A 17,840-nucleotide genomic window follows, 5' to 3' on the forward strand; every position below is an offset into this window, starting at 1 on the left:
ATGCCAAACTTCACGCTACAAATACTGAATCTGCTGGCTGCCACGCTGCTGCTGCTGACGTTTGCGATGCTCAGCCAACGCCGGATTCTGTCGCTGATTCACTTGTTCACCTTGCATGGCGCGACGCTGGTTGCCTCCGCTCTGGTGGTCGCGTATGTCACCAATGACCACCATCTGTATTTTTCTGCCGGTCTGACCTTTGCGCTCAAAGTGGTGTTGATTCCCTGGATACTCCACAAGCTGATCCTGCGTCTGAATGTCAAATGGGATGTCGAACCTTTGATCAATGTCCCTGCCACCATGCTGATCGGGATCGTACTGGTGATCATCGCCTTCAATCTCGCGATGCCGGTCGCAAAACTATCCTCTTCGATCGCGCGCGGCACCCTTGGCATTGCGCTGGCCTGCATCCTTCTTGCTTTCCTGATGATGATCACGCGTTCCAAGGCGGTGCCGCAGGTGATCGGATTCCTTGCGATGGAGAATGGCTTGTTTTTCGCTGCGACTGCGGCAACCAACGGCATGCCGATGATCATCGAACTCGGCATTGCCCTTGACGTTCTGGTCGGCATTTTGATACTCGGCGTGTTCATGTTCCAGATCCGCGAACAGTTCGATAACCTGGATATCCACAATCTGGAAAACCTGAAAGAGGACTGACATGGATCCATTATTGCTGGTTCTCATCACGCCGCTACTCGGCGGCATCGTGCTGGGCCTGGTCGGGCAACATGAAGCGGCGCCTGAAATCAACGTCGGCTTCAGCCTGGTCACTTTCATCGCTGCGGCATTATTGACCGCAAAGATCATCGCCAGCGGCCCCATCTTCGCTTTCGGGAAATTATTTTTCGTCGACCCCCTGAATGTATTCCTCGTCACATTGACCGCTTTTGTCGGCCTCACCACCGCATTATTCTCGCGGCCCTACATGCGCATCGAGCGCGATCACGGCAAGATGACTCCGGCCCGCATGCGGCTGTATCACAGCATGTTTCAACTGTTCATGTTCACCATGTTGCTGGCTCTGTTGACCAACAATATGGGCATCCTGTGGGTGGCGATGGAAGGTGCAACGCTGGCCACCGTGCTGCTGGTCAGCGTGTATCGCACCGCGACCAGCCTGGAGGCGGCCTGGAAATATTTCATCTTGTGCGGGGTCGGCATCGCCTTGGCGCTGTTCGGGACGATACTGCTGTATCTTGCCGCCGACCGCCAGCTTGGCGGAGACAGCGATGCGCTGTTATGGACTAATCTGAATGCCATCAAGACCCATCTTGAGCCGGCCATCATGTCGCTCGCCTTTGTGTTCCTGCTGGTTGGCTACGGCACCAAGATGGGCCTGGTGCCGCTGCATAACTGGCTGCCCGATGCCCATGCCGAAGGACCGACGCCAATCTCTGCCGTGCTGTCGGGACTGTTGCTTAATGTTGCGCTGTATGCGGTGCTGCGCTTCAAGGTGCTGGCGGATGGTGCTTTACACAATGGCATTCCCGGCAAGTTGCTGGTCGGCTTCGGTTTGATCTCGGTGTTGGTGGCGACCTTCTCCCTGTCGCGGCAGAAAGATGTCAAGCGGATGTTCTCCTACTCGTCGATCGAACATGTAGGACTGATGACTTTTGCGTTCGGCATCGGCGGACCGATCGCAACGTATGCAGGCTTGCTGCACATGACCGTGCACTCGCTGGTGAAATCCGCAATTTTTTTCACTGTTGGCCATGCCTGTCAGAAGGCTGGCAGCCAGGTCATCGCGGACATCCGAGGCTTGGTAAAAGTCAGCCCGACGGTTGGCTGGGGCATGCTGCTGGGATCGCTGGCGATCCTTGGCATGCCGCCGTTTGGCGTTTTCGCCAGCGAATTCCTGATCGTGACAACAGCCATGCGCGAATTGCCGTGGGCCACACCAATACTGCTGCTGGCGCTGGGTGTGGCATTCGCCTCGATTTTCAGCCGCGTGCAATCGATGGCATTCGGCGAAACGACGGCCAAGCCGCTCGCGCACTCTCCTGCACTGCTGCCGGTATTCATCCATCTCGGACTGGCGCTGATGCTCGGCTTGTATATCCCGCCCTACCTGAATACCTGGTTCCGGCAAGCGGTCAATATCATCGTGAATAAACTATGAAAACTGATGCCTTGTTCGAACGATATGCACTCCCCCTCAGACCTCTGCCAGGGGGCGCGCCGGCATGGCTGGCCGAGGCCGGGGCACAGGACTGGAGGCGCATTGCGCGCATAATCCGCACCGAAGGAGGTCGCCTGATTTCCGTTTGGGGTACGGACAGAACACCGGAGGCCGATCAATTCATCATCTCGGCAGCGTACTGCGTGGCGGAGGGCCTGCTTTGGCTACAACTGCCGGTAACAGAACAGGAAGGATATCCGGACCTGTCCGAGGTATTCCCCGCAGCGGTGCGGATGCAGCGTGCCATTTTCGATTTGTTGGGCATACGCGCGAGCGGCGCGGAGGATGTTCGTCCCTGGCTCAATCACGGCAAGTGGCCCCAAGACTATTTTCCGTTGCGGCAACAGCATTCAGGGCTGGAGCAATTCGACAGCGCACTGGAAAGCTATCCGTTCGTGTCGGTGGCGGGAGACGGCGTACACGAAATTGCCGTCGGACCGATTCATGCTGGCACCATCGAGCCCGGGCACTTCCGTTTCTCGGTAGTGGGCGAGAAAGTACTGCGCCTGGAACAAAGGTTTGGCTATACCCACAAAGGCACGGATAAACTTTTTACGCGGCATCACATGGCGGACGGGTATCGGATTGCAGGCCGTGTTTCCGGCGATTCGACGGTCGCCTTTGCCTGGGCCTATTGCATGGCAGTCGAGGCTGCAACCGCATCGCAGATCCCGCCGCGCGCGCAATGGTTGCGTGCGCTGCTGCTGGAGCGTGAACGTATCGCCAATCACTTGGGCGATCTGGGCGCGCTCGGAAACGATGCGGGCCTTGCTATGGGCCTGGCCCAGTTTTCGTTACTGAAAGAACAATGGGTACGGCTCAATGATCAATTGTTCGGCCACCGTTTCATGATGGATCGCATTGTCCCGGGCGGCACCGTTATCGATCTTGACGCATCGGGCATAAGCTTGCTTGTGGCGCAGTGTGCACAGATTGAGACGGAAGTCCGGGCTCTTCGTGTCATCTATGAAGAACATGCAGGCTTGCAGGATCGCTTTATCTCCGCCGGCCGCGTATTGCCGAAACTGGCGGCAGAACTCGGCTTGTGCGGATTGGCCGGGCGGGCCAGCGCGCAGGCATGGGATGCGCGGGCCGATCAGCCCATTAATCCCTATGCGCAGCTCAATGTGCGCATGGCGACGCACAGCAATGGTGATGTCGCGGCACGGGTGTTTGTGCGGTTCGAAGAAATTTTCGAATCAATGCGTCTGTTGCGGGAAATCGCGCATCAATTACCGCCAGGGCCCACAACGGCGCCCTTATCCGAACACCATGCCGAGGGCCTGGGGCTAGGCTGGGTAGAAGGCTGGCGCGGCCCGGTGCTGGTGGCGATGGAAAGTGATGCGCAGGGAAAAATTCTGCGCTGTCATTGCCATGAGCCATCCTGGCAGAACTGGCCCATCCTGCAACACGCAATCATGGGCAATATTGTCCCGGACTTCCCGCTGATCAACAAATCCTTCAACCTCAGCTATTCGGGACATGACCTCTGATGTGGCACCTCCTCAAACAAATCGTCCATGCTGGGATTCCAACCGAAGCGGCGCCAGAACCACACGATGCCTGGCACACCGAGCGTGCGCAAATTCAAACGGATATCCTGCATATTCTTGGGCGCGCACTCTGTATTCGCGAAGTGGATGCCGGCTCATGCAATGCCTGCGAGCTGGAGATACAGGCGCTGAGCAACCCCTACTACAATATTGAGGGACTGGGCATCAAGTTCGTTGCCAGTCCGCGCCATGCCGACATGCTGCTGGTCACCGGCCCGGTGACCAAAAACATGGCAGCCGCATTGAAGCATGCGTATGACGCCACGCCTGATCCGAAGCTGGTGGTCGCCATTGGAGAATGCGCTTGCACTGGCGGCATGTTCGGCGAGAGTTATGCCAGTTGTGGCCGCGTCTCGAATGTGATCCCGGTCGATGTGACCGTACCGGGATGCCCGCCAAAACCGATCGACATTCTCCGTGGCATATTGACCGCGATCTCTACCCGCGTTTAGAAAATACGCTAACGACCTTGCGGCTGGTCGTCCGAAGTTGAAGTTCCGATGACTTGGCGGCTATCAATATCGAAATGCACATTGAAAAACCGGGATTCTGAGTGTAATTTCAGATACCGCCAGTCCCAGACTTCTTCATTTTTCAGCTTGAACTGAACGATAGTCCTCGGCCTGCCAAGCAACCGGCGTACTTCTTCCTTGCTCATGCCGACCCTGACATTGGCAAAATTAGCCTCGGTCAGCACCTGCCGGTAATCCTGCAGCTTGCCATTTTTGTCTATGGCAAACATCCAGGTGCGATGCCCCATCGGGCCTTTCGGATATTCCAGCGTGCGCGCGCCATCCTCCTCTTCCCACACGGTATCGGGCTGCCCCATTGCCATCCTGACGTCGGACTCACCCGAGATCCCCTTGGCCAGCCTGGACAATCCGCTTTCCTCGACAAAATTGCCCTGCTGATCGCAGGCGACAGCCAAAACCGCACTGCCCAGCGCAAGAATGGCGCGTATCCATCGGTTCATACTTGCTCCTTTGGCTAAAACCGTCGTAAGACAAGGTAGAATAATGCCTGAACTTACAAGGCGATCAAACACACCATGAAATTCAGCAAACAATTCCAGCGCTACGAATCCGAAGCAACCCTGTTCCTCAAGAGCCTTAAGGAACAGAATCCGAACCTCGAGCAAAGCCAGCGCGAAGGCCGCGCCCTGTTGTGGGACAAGGAGCCGCTTGACCTCGATACGCAGGAACGCAACAAGGCTTCGCGTGTGAAGCAACAGGCTTACGTGTACCAAAGCAAAGTTTAAGCACAACCGTCGCAGCCCATGCAGCAGCAGGCACACGCCGCCGCGACTGTCGAGTCGGCGGCAAGCGCCGGCGACATTCCGATTGAAAACACGGCGCTGGCCAGACTATACGGCGAGCCGCTGTTGCGGATGCCGACCGACCTGTACATCCCGCCGGATGCACTGGAAATCTTCCTGGAAGCGTTCGAGGGGCCGCTGGATCTCTTGCTGTACCTGATTCGCCGGCAAAATTTCAATATCCTCGACATCCCGATGGCTCAGGTAACCCGACAATACCTGCAATACGTCGAGCAGGTGCGCATCCATAATCTCGAACTGGCGGCAGAATACCTGCTGATGGCGGCGATGCTAATCGAGATCAAGTCGCGCATGCTGCTGCCGGTCAGGAAAGCCGATAGCGGCGAGGAAGTCGCGGATCCGCGCGCTGAACTGGTGCGTCGCCTGCTGGAATACGAACAGATGAAGCTGGCCGCGCTGCAGATCAACGCACTGCCGCAACTGGGGCGCGATTTCCTGCTGCCGCAGGTGCATATCGATCAAAGCGTGGTAGTGCGCTGGGCCGATGTCAGCGTAATCGAGCTGGAATCGGCCTGGGCCGACCTGCTGCGACGGGCGACGCTGATCCAGCATCACCAGATCAGCCGCGAAGAACTCTCGGTGCGCGAGCACATGTCGGGCATCCTGCGCGCATTGCAAGGCAGCAAATTTGTCGAGTTTTCGGATTTGTTCGACAGCACGCGCGGCATACCGGTCCTGGTGGTGAACTTTGTCGCCTTGCTCGAACTGGCCAAGGAAACCCTGATCGAAATTACCCAGGCAGAACCATTTGCTCCAATTTACGTGCGACTGGCTTACGCACCAACCTGACAAATCCAAATCCATTCGCCTGCCGTTACGCCGGCGCACTGAAAGAATCCGATGAAAATAGTCACCACGATTGAAGAATTGCGCGATCAGTTGCGCGGCCAGTTGCGTACCGCATTCGTTCCCACCATGGGCAACCTGCACGAGGGGCATCTGTCGCTGATGCGCCTGGCGCGCCGGCACGGCGACCCTGTGGTGGCATCGATCTTCGTCAACCGCCTGCAATTCGGTCCTAATGAAGATTTCGACAAGTATCCGCGCACCTTCCAGGCCGACGTCGAAAAACTGGAAAAGGAAGGCGTCTACGTACTGTTCGCACCGACCGAAAAAGACCTTTACCCCGAGCCGCAGGAATACCGCGTGCAGCCGCCAAACGATCTGGGCAATATCCTGGAAGGCGAGTTCCGTCCCGGCTTTTTCACTGGTGTCACCACGGTAGTATTGAAGCTGTTCTCCTGCGTGCAGCCCAAGGTGGCGGTATTCGGCAAGAAGGATTACCAGCAACTGATGATAGTGCGCAACATGTCACGGCAGTTCGCTCTGCCAACTGAAATCATCGCCGCCGAAACCTATCGGGCCGACGACGGTCTGGCGCTGTCGTCGCGCAACCGTTATTTATCCAGCGACGAACGCGCCGAGGCGCCGCAACTATTCCAAACCCTGAATGCGGTGGCACAGGAAGTCCGCAGCGGCCATCTCAACATGTTCGAACTGGAGCGGGATGCGATGGCGCAACTGGACAAGCGCGGCTGGAAACCGGATTACGTTGCCGTACGCAAGCGCATCGACCTGCAACCGCCATCCGCCGGCGATCTGGCCGAAGGCGTGCCGCTGGTGGCGCTATGCGCGGCCAAGCTGGGCGTCACCCGCTTGATCGACAACCTCGAAATCTGAGGCAAGCCCCGGATAGCCGCCGCGCCCAGCCGTCAAGCCTCTTGAGCGGCTGCGCATGGCGCCCACGATTGCCTTGAATTGCCTTGTTAATGACGCACGTCAGCAATCGGACGCTTGTTGCTGTAAATTGCGGCTCGATTGATTATCGAGCCCATCGTCATCGTCAATCCACCAGATCGGCATACAGCGCGGTACTCAGATAGCGCTCGCCAAAGGATGGAATGATGGTGACGATCAATTTGCCGGCGTTCTCCGGGCGACGCGCCACTTCCAGCGCAGCCCAGAGCGCGGCCCCGGATGAAATCCCGACCAGCAAGCCTTCTTCGCGCGCGGCACGGCGGGCGAAAGCAAATGCATCCTCGTTCTTGACCCGAATCACTTCGTCGTACACCTGGGTATTCAGAATGTCCGGCACAAAACCGGCGCCAAGCCCCTGAATCAGGTGCGGGCCTTTGGTGCCGCAGGACAACATCGGCGAACCATCCGGCTCCACTGCAACCACCTGAAATCCGGGCTTGCGCGCCTTCAATACTTCGCCCACGCCGGTGATGGTGCCGCCGGTGCCGACCCCAGCCACCAGGATATCGGCCTGGCCGTCGGTATCGTTCCAGATTTCTTCGGCCGTGGTGCGGCGATGCACTTCCGGATTGGCTGCATTCTTGAATTGTTGCGGCAGAAAATAGCGGGAATCGGACGCCACCAGTTCCTCGGCCTTCTTGATGGCGCCGGACATGCCCTCGCTGCCCGGCGTCAGCACCAGCTCCGCACCGTAGGCGCGCAGCAGCATGCGCCGCTCGCGGCTCATGGTGTCGGGCATGATCAGCGTGCAACGATAACCGCGCGCCGCGCACACCATTGCCAGCGCGATGCCGGTATTGCCACTGGTTGGTTCGACAATAATCGTATCCGGCTTGATCAGGCCGGCCTGCTCTGCCGCGTCGATCATGGCCACGCCGATCCGATCCTTGACACTATGCGCCGGGCTGTAGAATTCAAGCTTGGCCAGCACGGTAGCAACGGCCCCCTGCGCCATGCGATTGATGCGAACCAACGGCGTATTGCCGACCAGCGCGGTGACATCGTTTGCGATTTTCATTGCTTACCTTTCTCGCCCATTACGGGCATTCAATTAGCGATTTTTGACGCCCGATCACAACAGAAACAACCGAACCAGCGTATTTTCGGCTGTTTCATTGCATCCTTACAATTAATATATAAGCTTGATGTTATGCCTGTGCATTAGGGTTGAAAACCATGTCTGCGAAATACACCAAAGGCACGAACAAGCAAGACTGGCAGTATATTTAATTTTCGCAGTAGATATATGCAATAAATGCCATTAAACTACGATACTCCTTATTTTCATGAAAATCATCGGACTCCGGTCCCGACCCGTGTTTTTCGTGTTTTCGTGGACAAGGGCGTAACGTCAGACACCGGCAAAAGCAAACTATAAAATACCCGATTCAGCGTGCCAAACCATGCGAAGCGACAAAATCCCTGCGCAAGTTTTCCAAAGCACGGTTGCCGCAAGCTGTGCTGTGAGCATACAATATGCACGTTTTGGTGCCCGCGGACATCCTCATGTCTGCAGTTAAACGGGAAACACGGCGCAGATGACACCCTCATCAGCCAACGTGTGCTGCCCCCGCAACGGTAAATCAAGCGTCATCGGAAAGTTTCGGTGACAAATCGCTTCTCAGGACCACTGTGCAAATCGCACGGGAAGGTGAAGCGGTTCGACTTGTCAGCCCGGATACCGGCCAGAATAGGTGGAAATGCGTAAATCCGCATTTCCGTTGATTCCGGCTTGCGGGGACGCAGGTCGGGAGACTCTCATTTGAAACGACATCATGACTTTTTTTACCCTCCGCGCCCGCACTCCGGCCTGGAAGCCGCTCGCGCTGGCCTCTGCAATCACCCTGTGCTACCTCGACCCGGCGCTCGCCCAGAATACTGACGACAAAACCTTGGCACCGGTCGTGGTGACCGCCTCGCGCTTTGCCCAGAACGCCAAAGATGTACTGAGCGACAACATCGTCATCACGACAGAAGAAATTCAACGCTCAGGACAAACCTCGTTGGCAGGCCTGCTGCAACAGAAAAAAAACATACAGATCGTCACCAATGGCGGCCCCGGCTCCAGCACTTCTGTCTTCGTCCGCGGCACGGACAACAAACAGAGCATCGTGCTGATTGATGGCGTGCGCACCAGCTCCTTAACTGCCGGCGGGGCCACCTGGTCAGCACTGCCTCTGTCGCAAATAGACCGTATAGAAATCGTCTATGGCCCATTGAGCAGCCTTTACGGTGCCGATGCAGTTGGTGGCGTAATCCAGATTTTCACCAAGAAAGGCGACGGCACACCGCGCCTGAATGCTTCCGCTGGTGCCGGCAGCCATGGTACGCGTACGCTTGATGCTGGCGTATCCGGCTCCAGCGACGGCGACCATACTTTCCGCTATGCCATCAATGCGGCCCACGAAGAATCGGATGGTTTTTCCGCAACCAAGCCGGCCGCCGGCCCTTACAGTTTCAATGCCGACAAGGATGGCTACACGAAAGACAGCGCCAGCGGCCAGTTTTCCATTGATCTTGCCAAAGGGCATGAACTTGGCTTGCGCTTTTTGCATAGCCGCCTGAACGCGCAATTTGATGCCGGACCTGGGTATGACGACCGCAGCAAACAGGAAATAGGCAGCGCAGTGCTGTACTCGAATAATCGCATCCTGCCCTGGTGGAACAGTCAATTGCAATTGTCGCAATCGACCGATAAGTCATATACCGATGCCTCCTATGGCAAGAGTCATTTCGACAGCACGCAAACCGGGGTCAGCTGGCAAAACGACCTGGCCTTTGGTCCGGATATGTTGCAACTGCTGGCCGAGCATCGCAAGGATGAAGTGGATTCAAGCGAAGCAGGACTCAATCGCGATCGCACCAACAATGCCATTGCCGCCTCTTACCAGCTGAATCGCGGCAATCACCTCGCCAGCATCGGAGTTCGCAATGACGACAACTCGCAATTCGGCAGCAAGGTCACCGGCAGCGTCGGCTACGGTTACCGCCTGAGCAGCGCGCTGCGCGCCAATGCCAGTTACGGCACCAGCTTTCGCGCCCCGACCTTCAATGACTTGTTTTACCCCGGCTACGGCATAATGTCGAATAAACCGGAACAGGGGAAAAATGCCGAGATGGCCTTGCATTACGATGATGGGACAGCGCAACTGAGCGCCGTGTATTACCGCAATCGCATCACGGACCTGCTGGCATTTTCCGACCCTTGCCCGACCGAGCAGAGCACGCATCCTTATGGCTGCACTTACAACGTCAATCAGGCCACAATCCGTGGCTTATCCCTAAGCGGCAGCACCCGCATAAATCAGTTCACCATCAGGGGTTCGCTGGATTTCCTTGATCCGCACGATGACAGCAACGACAAGACCCTGGCGCGCCGCGCAAAACGGCATGGCAGCATGGCTCTGGAACATCATTCAGGCATGTTCACTACCGGCGCCGAACTGCTGGTGTCAGGAGAGCGCTTTGATGACGCACGAAACAAGAACCGATTGGGCGGTTATGGTTTGCTCAATCTGTATGCCAGCTATGAATTGGCACCCAACTGGTCGCTCTTCGGCCGCTGGAATAATGTACTGGACAAGGATTACGAGCTAGCCAAAAACTATGCAACTGCCGGCTCCAGCCTGTTTGTAGGTGTGCGTTACGCAATGAAATAAGCGGATATTTTAGCTGGGCCCGGTGCAAGCCGGCCCGGCGACATCACCCTATTTTTCAGGGCGCTGTATTGTTGCAGCGTTCTGCATTCCACTCCAAGAGGTTATTCGTGCATTCTGCACTTAGTGGTTTTCCTGCATCAGGCATAATCGATGGGCGCTATCGCAGCCTATTTATTCTCAGCGCTTTGACGCTTGTGGCGGCAACAATCATTCTGCTGGCCTGCATGATCGGCTCGGTCGCGCTGCCGCTGTCCGAACTGCCGGCTGCACTGGCGCAAGTGCTGCAGGGCGCGCCGTCCACCCTGACGGCGACGCTGCTCGAATTGCGGCTGGGCCGGGCCTTGTCGGCCTTCGTGACCGGCGGCGCGCTGGCGCTGGCTGGGGTGATGATGCAGGCCTTGCTGCGCAATCCGCTGGCCGACCCGTATGTGCTGGGCGTGTCGGGCGGCGCGGCGGTCGGCGCGCTGGCGGCGATGCTGTTCATGGCGACCGCCTGGATGATCGATGCGGCCGCGTTTGCCGGCGCGGTGACCGTCGCCCTGCTGCTGTATGCACTGGCGCGGCGCGATTTGCGCGGCGGCGTGGCGGCCGAAGGCGGCGCCTCGCTGTTGCTGCTGACCGGCGTGATTCTGGCCTCGGGCTGCGGCGCACTGGTAACCCTGATGCTGTCGATTGCGCCGGAGGGGCGCTTGCGCGGCATGATCTTCTGGATGATCGGCGATCTGTCCGGCACCCAGCTGCGCTGGATGCCGTGGCTGGCCCTGATCGCGGCCCTGCTGTTCGCACAGCGGGTCGCGCGTTCGATCAACGTGATGGCGCTGCACGCGGAAGCGGCCGCCACGCTCGGGGTGCGGGTCGGCGCGCTGCGCCAGGGGCTGTTCCTGTGCTCCGCCCTGCTCACCGCCAGCGCGGTCACCAGCGCCGGCAGCATCGGCTTCGTCGGACTGATCGTGCCGCATGCCTGCCGCTTTGCGCTGGGGCCGGATCACCGGCTGCTGATGCCGGCGTCGGTGCTGGTCGGCGGTGCTTTCCTGGTGCTGGCCGATACGCTGGCGCGCACCGTGCTGGCGCCGCAGCAATTGCCGGTCGGCGTGGTGACTGCGATGATCGGGGTCCCGGTATTCCTGTTGCAACTGCACCACATCCGGCGGAAATAATGCGTACCTCCAACCTGAAACTCAGCATCGGCCCACGGCTGCTGCTTGCCGACCTGGACTGGCAGATCCAGCCCGGCGAATGCTGGTGCGTGATCGGCCGCAACGGCGTCGGCAAGAGCACCTTGCTGCGCACGCTGGCCGGTTTGCGCCAGCCTGACGGCGGCCGCGTCGAACTGGGCGGCAAGCCGCTATCGGACTGGCCTTTGGCCGCACTGGCGCGTGAGCGCGCGTTCCTGCCGCAGTCGCGCAGCGATGCGTTCGGTTATACCGCGCTCGAAACCGTGCTGACCGCGCGCCATCCTTATCACGCCGAGCGCTACTGGGAAGGCAGCGACGACCATCAGGCCGCGCATCAGGCGCTGCAGGCGATGGAAGTCGATCAACTGGCCGAGCGCGACGTGCGCACGCTGTCCGGCGGCGAACGGCAGCGGGTCGCGATCGCCGCGCTGCTGGCGCAGGACACGCCCTTGCTGCTGCTGGACGAGCCGGCCAATGCGCTCGACCTGGCCCATCAGGTCAGCGTGACGGGCTTGCTGGCACGGCTGTGCAGCGAACAAGGCAAGAGCGCGGTGATGGTCGGCCACGACCTGAATCTGGCGCATGGGGTGGCCAGCCATGCGCTGCTGCTGATGGGCGACGGCGGCTGGCAGGCCGGACCGGTGGCCGAAGTGATGCAAGCGCCGATCCTGAGCCGCTGCCTGGGGCATCCGATCGAAGCGCTGCAACACGGCAAGCGCACCATTTTCATTCCTTTTGAAGAAACCACATGAGCACAACAGAAAACACTGCCAGCGATGACGGCATCAATGAACGCCACCGCGCCCGCATGGCACGCAAGAAAGCCCATATCGATGAACATATCGAACAGGCGCAGCGCACCGCCGGCGTGATCGTCGTCAACACCGGCAATGGCAAGGGCAAGAGTTCCAGCGGTTTCGGCATGGTGATGCGCGCGATGGGGCACGGGATGAAAGTCGGCGTGGTGCAGTTCATCAAAGGCGCGATGTCGACCGGCGAAGAGCAGTTCCTGCGCCGCTTCCCCGACGAAGTCAGCTTCCATGCGATGGGTGAAGGCTATACCTGGGAAACCCAGGACCGCGCGCGCGACATCGAAAAGGCCCAGGCTGCTTGGGAACAGGGCAAGCGCTTCCTGAACGATCCGAGCATCGGGCTAGTGCTGTTCGATGAACTCAATATCGCGTTGAAATACCACTATCTGGACCTGCAGCAGGTCATCGACGATCTGCTGTCACGGCCGCAGATGCAGCATGTGGTGATCACCGGCCGCGGCGCGCCGCCGGAACTGATCGGGATTGCCGATACCGTCACCGACATGCAGGTCGTCAAGCATGCATACAAGAACGGCATCGTAGCGCAGGCTGGTGTCGAATGGTGATGCCGCAGCAGCAAGAGACCCGGATTCTGCTGGTATCGGCGGTCGCGTCCGGCCAGGGGAAAACCACGGTCACCGCCGCCCTGGCGCGCAAACTGGTACGGCAGGGCTTGCGGGTGCGGGTCTTCAAGACCGGCCCCGACTTCCTCGATCCGATGCTGCTGGAGCGCGCCAGCGGTGCACCGGTGCATACGCTCGATTTATGGATCGTCGGTCTTGATGCCTGCCGCTGGCAGCTGGCGCAGGCAGCCGAACACGCCGACGTGATCCTGATCGAAGGCGTGATGGGCTTGTACGATGGCGCACCCTCTTCGGCCGATCTGGCGCGTGCGTTCGGGGTGCCGGTGCTGGCAGTCATCGACGCCGGCGCGATGGCGCAAACGTCCGGCGCCTTGGTGCTGGGCCTGCGCGATTACGGCCCGGTCGATCTGGCCGGCGTGATCGCCAACCGGGTCGGCAGTCCCGGCCACGCCCAGATGGTGGCGGCTTCGCTGCGCGATGTGCCGCTGCTAGGGACGCTGCCGCGCCAGCCGCAATCGCTGCCGGAGCGGCATCTGGGGCTGGTGCCGCCGGACGAAGTGACGGCGCTCGACACGCTGCTCGACTTACTGGCCGAACAACTGATGCTAGATGACGATGTCTGGAGCAGGCTGCGGCCGGCCCGGCTGGAGCTGCCGGCAGCACCGACCGTATCGGCGCCGTCGGCTACCGCACTGGCAGGCAAAACCATTGCCGTCGCCCGCGACGCTGCATTCGCCTTCCTGTATCCGGCCAATCTCGATTGCCTGCGCGCGCTCGGCGCCACGCTCAGCTTTTTTTCTCCATTGGAAAATGCGCCGGTGCCGGGCAATGCCGACGCGCTGTATTTCCCTGGCGGCTACCCGGAGTTGCATGCAGAAATCCTGTCCAAGGCCAATGTCTGGCAAGCATCGTTGCGCGCCGCCCATGCGGCCGGCATGCCGATATTGGCCGAATGCGGCGGCATGATGGCGCTGGCCGATGCGCTGACCGACCAGCAAGGCGAAACCTGGCAGATGCCCGGATTGTTGCCCGGGAACGTGCAGATGCAGACGCGGCTGGCGGGGCTCGGCTCGCAAGGCGTGGCAACGGTACACGGCCAGTTGCGCGGCCATACCTTCCATTACTCAAAGCTGGAAAGCACAGTTGCGCCGACAGCACATGCGCTCAAGCATCCATCGGGGGATGCCGGCGAAGCGGTCTACCGCGTCGGCGCGCTCACCGCATCGTATTTTCATGCCTACTTCCCGTCCTGCCCGGCAGCGGTCGCGGCGCTGTTTCTGGGCCAAGACTGGATCGGCGCATGACGCGCACCCTGATCCTGGGCGGCGCGCGCTCTGGCAAGAGCGCCTATGCGGAGGACCTCGCGCTCGCCTCCGGGCGCGAGGTGGTATATATCGCCACCGGGCAGGCCGGCGACGGCGAAATGGCGCTGCGCATCGCGCATCACCGCCAGCAGCGACCCAAAAGCTGGACCACGGTGGAAGAGCCGCTGGCGCTGGGCGACGCGCTGTTGCGCTGGAGCACGCCCGAGCGCCTGCTGCTGGTCGATTGCCTGACGCTGTGGCTGTCGAACCTGCTGTTTGCTGCAGGACAGGATTTTCCCGAGGTCGGCAGCATCACGCCGCCGCCCTGTTTTGAAGTGCAACGCGCATCGTTCCTGCAGGCGCTGCAGACGGTGGCTGGCGACGTGCTGCTGGTGTCGAACGAGGTCGGGATGGGCGTGGTGCCGTTCGGTGCCGTCACGCGCTGGTTCGCCGACGAGGCCGGACGGCTGAACCAGGCGGTCGCCGCGCGCTGCGAACGGGTGACCCTGGTCGCCGCCGGTCTGCCGCTGGCGCTGAAAGGCGGCCCATGCTGACCGGCTTGAGCCTGCCAATGGTCGCGCTGCTGGCGCTGGCCGGCATGGCGCTCGATGCGCTGCTGGGCGAGGCGCGGCGCTGGCATCCGCTGGTCGGTTTCGGCCGCTGGGCGAATCTGCTCGAACGCCGTCTGAATCTTGGCGATTGCCGTTTCCGGCGTGGGCTGCTGGCGTGGCTGCTGGCGGTGCTGCCACTTACGCTGCTGACGCTCTGGCTGACCGGTATCGGCAATACGGGGCTGGCGCTGCATGCGCTGCTGCTGTACTTCTGCGTCGGCCTGCGCAGCCTGCGCGAACACACGCTGCCGATCGCGCAGGCGCTGCTGCGCGGCGATCTGGCGCAGGCGCGGCACCTGACTTCGTACATCGTCAGCCGCGACACGCAAGCCGCGCAGGAAGCCGATCTGTCCAAGGCTGCTGCCGAATCGCTGCTGGAAAACGGCAACGACGCGGTATTCGGCACGCTGTTCTGGTTCGTGCTCGCCGGCGGGCCGGGCGCGCTGCTGTTCCGGCTGGCGAATACGCTGGATGCAATGTGGGGCTACCGCAGCGCGCGCTTTCTGGAGTTCGGCCGCTGTGCGGCGCGCGTGGATGACGTGCTGAACTGGATTCCGGCGCGTCTGACCGCCCTCTCCTACGTGCTGCTGGCTGGCACTGTCGCCGACAAGCGCCGCGCCTGGCATTGCTGGCGCACCCAGGCGCCAGACTGGCCCAGCCCGAACGCCGGGCCGGTGATGGCCAGCGGCGCCGGCGCGCTGGGCCTGGCGCTGGGCGGCGCTGCAATCTACGACGGCGCGCTTGAGCAGCGCCCACCGCTGGGTCTGGGGCGCGTTGCGGCGGCGGCAGATATCGGCCGCGCATGGCGGCTGGTGGCGGCGACCGCAGTGCTCTGGATCACCGTTCTGGGTCTGGCCGGACTGCCACGACCTTAAAATATACTGCCTAATGTATTTCTAATTATCGCAACAAAACATGTGTAAATACCATGATTTATTCATATACTCCTAGATTTACAACCGAAATGAGGATCGATGCTTGAACACGGAGGCAATCTGCGCGACGCGGCGCTGCGCTTCGGCCGGCCGTTGCCGGACTGGCTCGACCTGTCCACCGGCATCAACCCGCAACCGTATCCGGTACCGGCGCTGGCGCAGGACGTCTGGCACCGCTTGCCGGAACACGACCCGGCGCTGGCGCTGGCCGCCTGCGCCTATTACAACGCGCCGCGGATGCTGCCGGTGGCCGGCACGCAGGCCGCGATTCAGGCCCTGCCGCGCTTGCGCGCATGGTCGAATCGGCCGTCAAGAGTGACGGTAGCCGCGCCTTCGTATGCGGAGCATGCGCACCACTGGGCGCAGCACGGCCATCAGATGCGGCAAGTACCTTACGCCGAACTGGATGCGGCAATCGATGGTTCCGACGTAATAGTGATCTGCAATCCGAACAACCCGACCGGCGCCACAATAGCGCCGCAGCGCCTGCTGGCCTGGGCCGGACAACTGGCAGCGCGCGGCGGCTGGCTGGTGGTCGATGAAGCGTTCGGCGACATGACGCCGGAGAGCAGCGTCGCGCAATGGAGCGACCGGCCCGGCCTGATCGTGCTGCGCTCGGTCGGCAAATTCTTCGGGCTGGCCGGGCTGCGGCTGGGCTTCGTCGCCGCTCAGCAGGAATTGTTGAAGGCGCTGGCCGACCTGCTCGGCCCGTGGGCAGTCAGCGGCCCCGCGCAGCAGATCGGCTGTGCCGCGCTGGACGACCGCGACTGGCAAAGCGCAATGCGGGCCGGCTTGCAGGCGGCCGGCGCGCGGCTGCGGCAACTGCTGGCCAGCCACGGCATTGCCAGCAGCGGCAGCGACCTGTACCAGTGGTGGCCAGAGCCACAGGCCGAGGCATTCTGGCAGCACATGGCCCAGCGCGGCATCTGGGTCCGACTCTTCACACATGCGGCACACGGCATCCGGCTCGGCCTGCCGCCGCACGCAGCCGGCTGGCAGCGGCTGCAGCAGGCATTGGCCGACTGGCGCAAGGAAAAGCAATGAGAAAAAAATGGAGATTGGCATTAGCGGCGCTCTGCCTGTGCGCTGGTCCGTCGATGGCGGCGATCAGCGTGCAGGACGACGCCGGCAAGACCGTGACGCTGGCAAAACCGGCGCAGCGGGTGGTGACACTGGCGCCGCACGCGACCGAACTGGTATTCGCCGCCGGCGGCGGCGCGCGCATCGTCGGCACCGTCAGCTATAGCGATTTCCCGCCTGCTGCCAAAAGCATTCCGCAGATCGGCGACAACCGCCAGATCGATATCGAGCGGATGATCGCGCTGAAGCCGGATCTGATCATCGCCTGGCAGTACGGCAATGCCCAGCGCCAGATCGAACAACTGCGCCAGCTCGGCATCCCGCTGTTCTACAGCGAACCGCGCAAGCTCGACGACATCGCCAGCAGTGTGCTGCGCATCGGCCGGCTGCTGGGGGCCGACCAGACCGCACAGGCCGCAGCCGCCGAGCTGCGCCAGAAACTAAACGATCTCAAGTTGCGCTACCAGAACCGGCCGCCGGTGCGGCTGTTTTACCAGGTCTGGGACAAGCCGCTCTACACGCTTAACGGCCAGCATATCGTCAGCGACGCAATGCGCCTGTGCGGCGGCGAGAACATCTTCGCCGGCATGGCAGTCACCGCGCCGAATGTCGGCATCGAAGCGGTGCTGCAGCAAGACCCGGAAGCCATCATCAGCGGCGACCAGCGCAACCAGAGCGGCGGCGGCATCAACATCTGGAAGCCGTACACCACCATGACCGCGGTGCGCCGCGGCAACCTGTTCTCGCTCAACGGCGACCTGCTCAGCCGCTCCGGCCCGCGCATGGTCGAAGGCGCGGCCGCCCTGTGCGCCAAACTCGAACTGGCGCGTCAACACCGAAAGAGTAAATGA

18 protein-coding genes and 1 riboswitch are annotated in these 17,840 nt (G+C 60.8%); of the genes, 16 read left to right on the forward strand and 2 right to left on the reverse strand.

The annotated features are described in order from the left end of the window. Genes HMCN_RS0104510 through HMCN_RS0104525 form a run of 4 tightly spaced genes read left to right on the forward strand, consistent with a single transcriptional unit; the run spans window position 1 to window position 4,187 of the window. Window positions 1-660 carry a formate hydrogenlyase gene (locus HMCN_RS0104510; RefSeq protein ID WP_025916258.1) on the forward strand — a complete coding sequence of 220 codons (660 nt, stop codon included), beginning with the start codon at window positions 1-3 and terminating at the stop codon, window positions 658-660. A gap of 1 nt (window position 661) precedes the next feature. Next, window positions 662-2,122, forward strand: coding sequence for a hydrogenase 4 subunit F (locus HMCN_RS0104515; RefSeq protein ID WP_025916259.1), 1,461 nt, complete (start codon window positions 662-664; stop codon window positions 2,120-2,122). After that, complete coding sequence (locus HMCN_RS0104520; RefSeq protein ID WP_025916260.1) at window positions 2,119-3,675, forward strand: NADH-quinone oxidoreductase subunit C; 1,557 nt, start codon at window positions 2,119-2,121, stop codon at window positions 3,673-3,675. The genes HMCN_RS0104515 and HMCN_RS0104520 overlap by 4 nt, the downstream gene beginning before the upstream one ends. After that, a complete protein-coding gene (locus tag HMCN_RS0104525) occupies window positions 3,675-4,187 on the forward strand; it encodes an NADH-quinone oxidoreductase subunit B family protein (RefSeq protein ID WP_025916261.1) in 513 nt (170 codons plus the stop codon). The genes HMCN_RS0104520 and HMCN_RS0104525 overlap by 1 nt, the downstream gene beginning before the upstream one ends. Window positions 4,188-4,195: 8 nt before the next feature. On the opposite strand, the gene bamE is transcribed toward HMCN_RS0104525, so the two are convergent. Continuing rightward, window positions 4,196-4,708 carry an outer membrane protein assembly factor BamE gene (gene bamE, locus HMCN_RS0104530; protein WP_025916262.1) on the reverse strand — a complete coding sequence of 171 codons (513 nt, stop codon included), beginning with the start codon at window positions 4,706-4,708 and terminating at the stop codon, window positions 4,196-4,198. Between the two features lie 75 nt (window positions 4,709-4,783). Between bamE and HMCN_RS0104535 the strand changes: the two genes are divergently transcribed. Genes HMCN_RS0104535 through panC form a run of 3 tightly spaced genes read left to right on the forward strand, consistent with a single transcriptional unit; the run spans window position 4,784 to window position 6,751 of the window. Beyond that, a complete protein-coding gene (locus HMCN_RS0104535) occupies window positions 4,784-4,993 on the forward strand; it encodes a DUF3460 family protein (protein ID WP_025916263.1) in 210 nt (69 codons plus the stop codon). Between the two features lie 18 nt (window positions 4,994-5,011). Beyond that, window positions 5,012-5,860 (forward strand): ScpA family protein, encoded by an 849-nt coding sequence (locus HMCN_RS0104540; RefSeq protein ID WP_025916264.1) that lies wholly within the window; start codon window positions 5,012-5,014, stop codon window positions 5,858-5,860. A gap of 51 nt (window positions 5,861-5,911) precedes the next feature. Then, window positions 5,912-6,751 carry a pantoate--beta-alanine ligase gene (gene panC, locus HMCN_RS0104545; protein ID WP_025916265.1) on the forward strand — a complete coding sequence of 280 codons (840 nt, stop codon included), beginning with the start codon at window positions 5,912-5,914 and terminating at the stop codon, window positions 6,749-6,751. 163 nt (window positions 6,752-6,914) lie between these two features. On the opposite strand, the gene cysK is transcribed toward panC, so the two are convergent. Then, window positions 6,915-7,847, reverse strand: a complete 933-nt coding sequence (gene cysK, locus HMCN_RS0104550; protein ID WP_025916266.1) for a cysteine synthase A — start codon at window positions 7,845-7,847, stop codon at window positions 6,915-6,917. Window positions 7,848-8,298: 451 nt separating this feature from the next. After that, window positions 8,299-8,534, forward strand: a riboswitch (cobalamin riboswitch). A 70-nt stretch (window positions 8,535-8,604) separates the two neighbouring features. Between cysK and HMCN_RS0104555 the strand changes: the two genes are divergently transcribed. The 9 genes from HMCN_RS0104555 (at window position 8,605) to HMCN_RS0104595 (ending at window position 17,840) form a co-directional block, all read left to right on the forward strand. Further along, the gene (locus HMCN_RS0104555) at window positions 8,605-10,488 is read left to right on the forward strand and encodes a TonB-dependent receptor domain-containing protein (protein ID WP_025916267.1); all 1,884 of its coding nucleotides are present in this window, start codon (window positions 8,605-8,607) and stop codon (window positions 10,486-10,488) included. 194 nt (window positions 10,489-10,682) lie between these two features. Continuing rightward, window positions 10,683-11,645, forward strand: a complete 963-nt coding sequence (locus HMCN_RS0104560) for an iron ABC transporter permease (protein WP_304412702.1) — start codon at window positions 10,683-10,685, stop codon at window positions 11,643-11,645. Further along, window positions 11,645-12,415, forward strand: coding sequence for an ABC transporter ATP-binding protein (locus HMCN_RS0104565; protein WP_035625792.1), 771 nt, complete (start codon window positions 11,645-11,647; stop codon window positions 12,413-12,415). Before HMCN_RS0104560 ends, HMCN_RS0104565 begins: the two co-directional genes overlap by 1 nt. Continuing rightward, window positions 12,412-13,041: a cob(I)yrinic acid a,c-diamide adenosyltransferase gene (cobO, locus tag HMCN_RS0104570; protein WP_025916270.1), complete on the forward strand. Its 630-nt coding sequence runs from the start codon at window positions 12,412-12,414 to the stop codon at window positions 13,039-13,041. The genes HMCN_RS0104565 and cobO overlap by 4 nt, the downstream gene beginning before the upstream one ends. Then, window positions 13,035-14,363, forward strand: coding sequence for a cobyrinate a,c-diamide synthase (locus tag HMCN_RS0104575; protein ID WP_025916271.1), 1,329 nt, complete (start codon window positions 13,035-13,037; stop codon window positions 14,361-14,363). The genes cobO and HMCN_RS0104575 overlap by 7 nt, the downstream gene beginning before the upstream one ends. Continuing rightward, window positions 14,360-14,917, forward strand: coding sequence for a bifunctional adenosylcobinamide kinase/adenosylcobinamide-phosphate guanylyltransferase (gene cobU, locus HMCN_RS0104580; RefSeq protein ID WP_025916272.1), 558 nt, complete (start codon window positions 14,360-14,362; stop codon window positions 14,915-14,917). The genes HMCN_RS0104575 and cobU overlap by 4 nt, the downstream gene beginning before the upstream one ends. Further along, entirely contained in the window at window positions 14,911-15,849 is a 939-nt protein-coding gene (cbiB, locus tag HMCN_RS0104585; protein WP_025916273.1) for an adenosylcobinamide-phosphate synthase CbiB, read from the forward strand. Before cobU ends, cbiB begins: the two co-directional genes overlap by 7 nt. Before the next feature lie 99 nt (window positions 15,850-15,948). Next, complete coding sequence (gene cobD, locus HMCN_RS0104590) at window positions 15,949-16,953, forward strand: threonine-phosphate decarboxylase CobD (RefSeq protein ID WP_025916274.1); 1,005 nt, start codon at window positions 15,949-15,951, stop codon at window positions 16,951-16,953. Continuing rightward, a complete protein-coding gene (locus tag HMCN_RS0104595) occupies window positions 16,950-17,840 on the forward strand; it encodes a cobalamin-binding protein (RefSeq protein WP_025916275.1) in 891 nt (296 codons plus the stop codon). Before cobD ends, HMCN_RS0104595 begins: the two co-directional genes overlap by 4 nt.

The organism is Herminiimonas sp. CN (assembly GCF_000622895.1).
Classification (GTDB): domain Bacteria; phylum Pseudomonadota; class Gammaproteobacteria; order Burkholderiales; family Burkholderiaceae_D; genus AVCC01.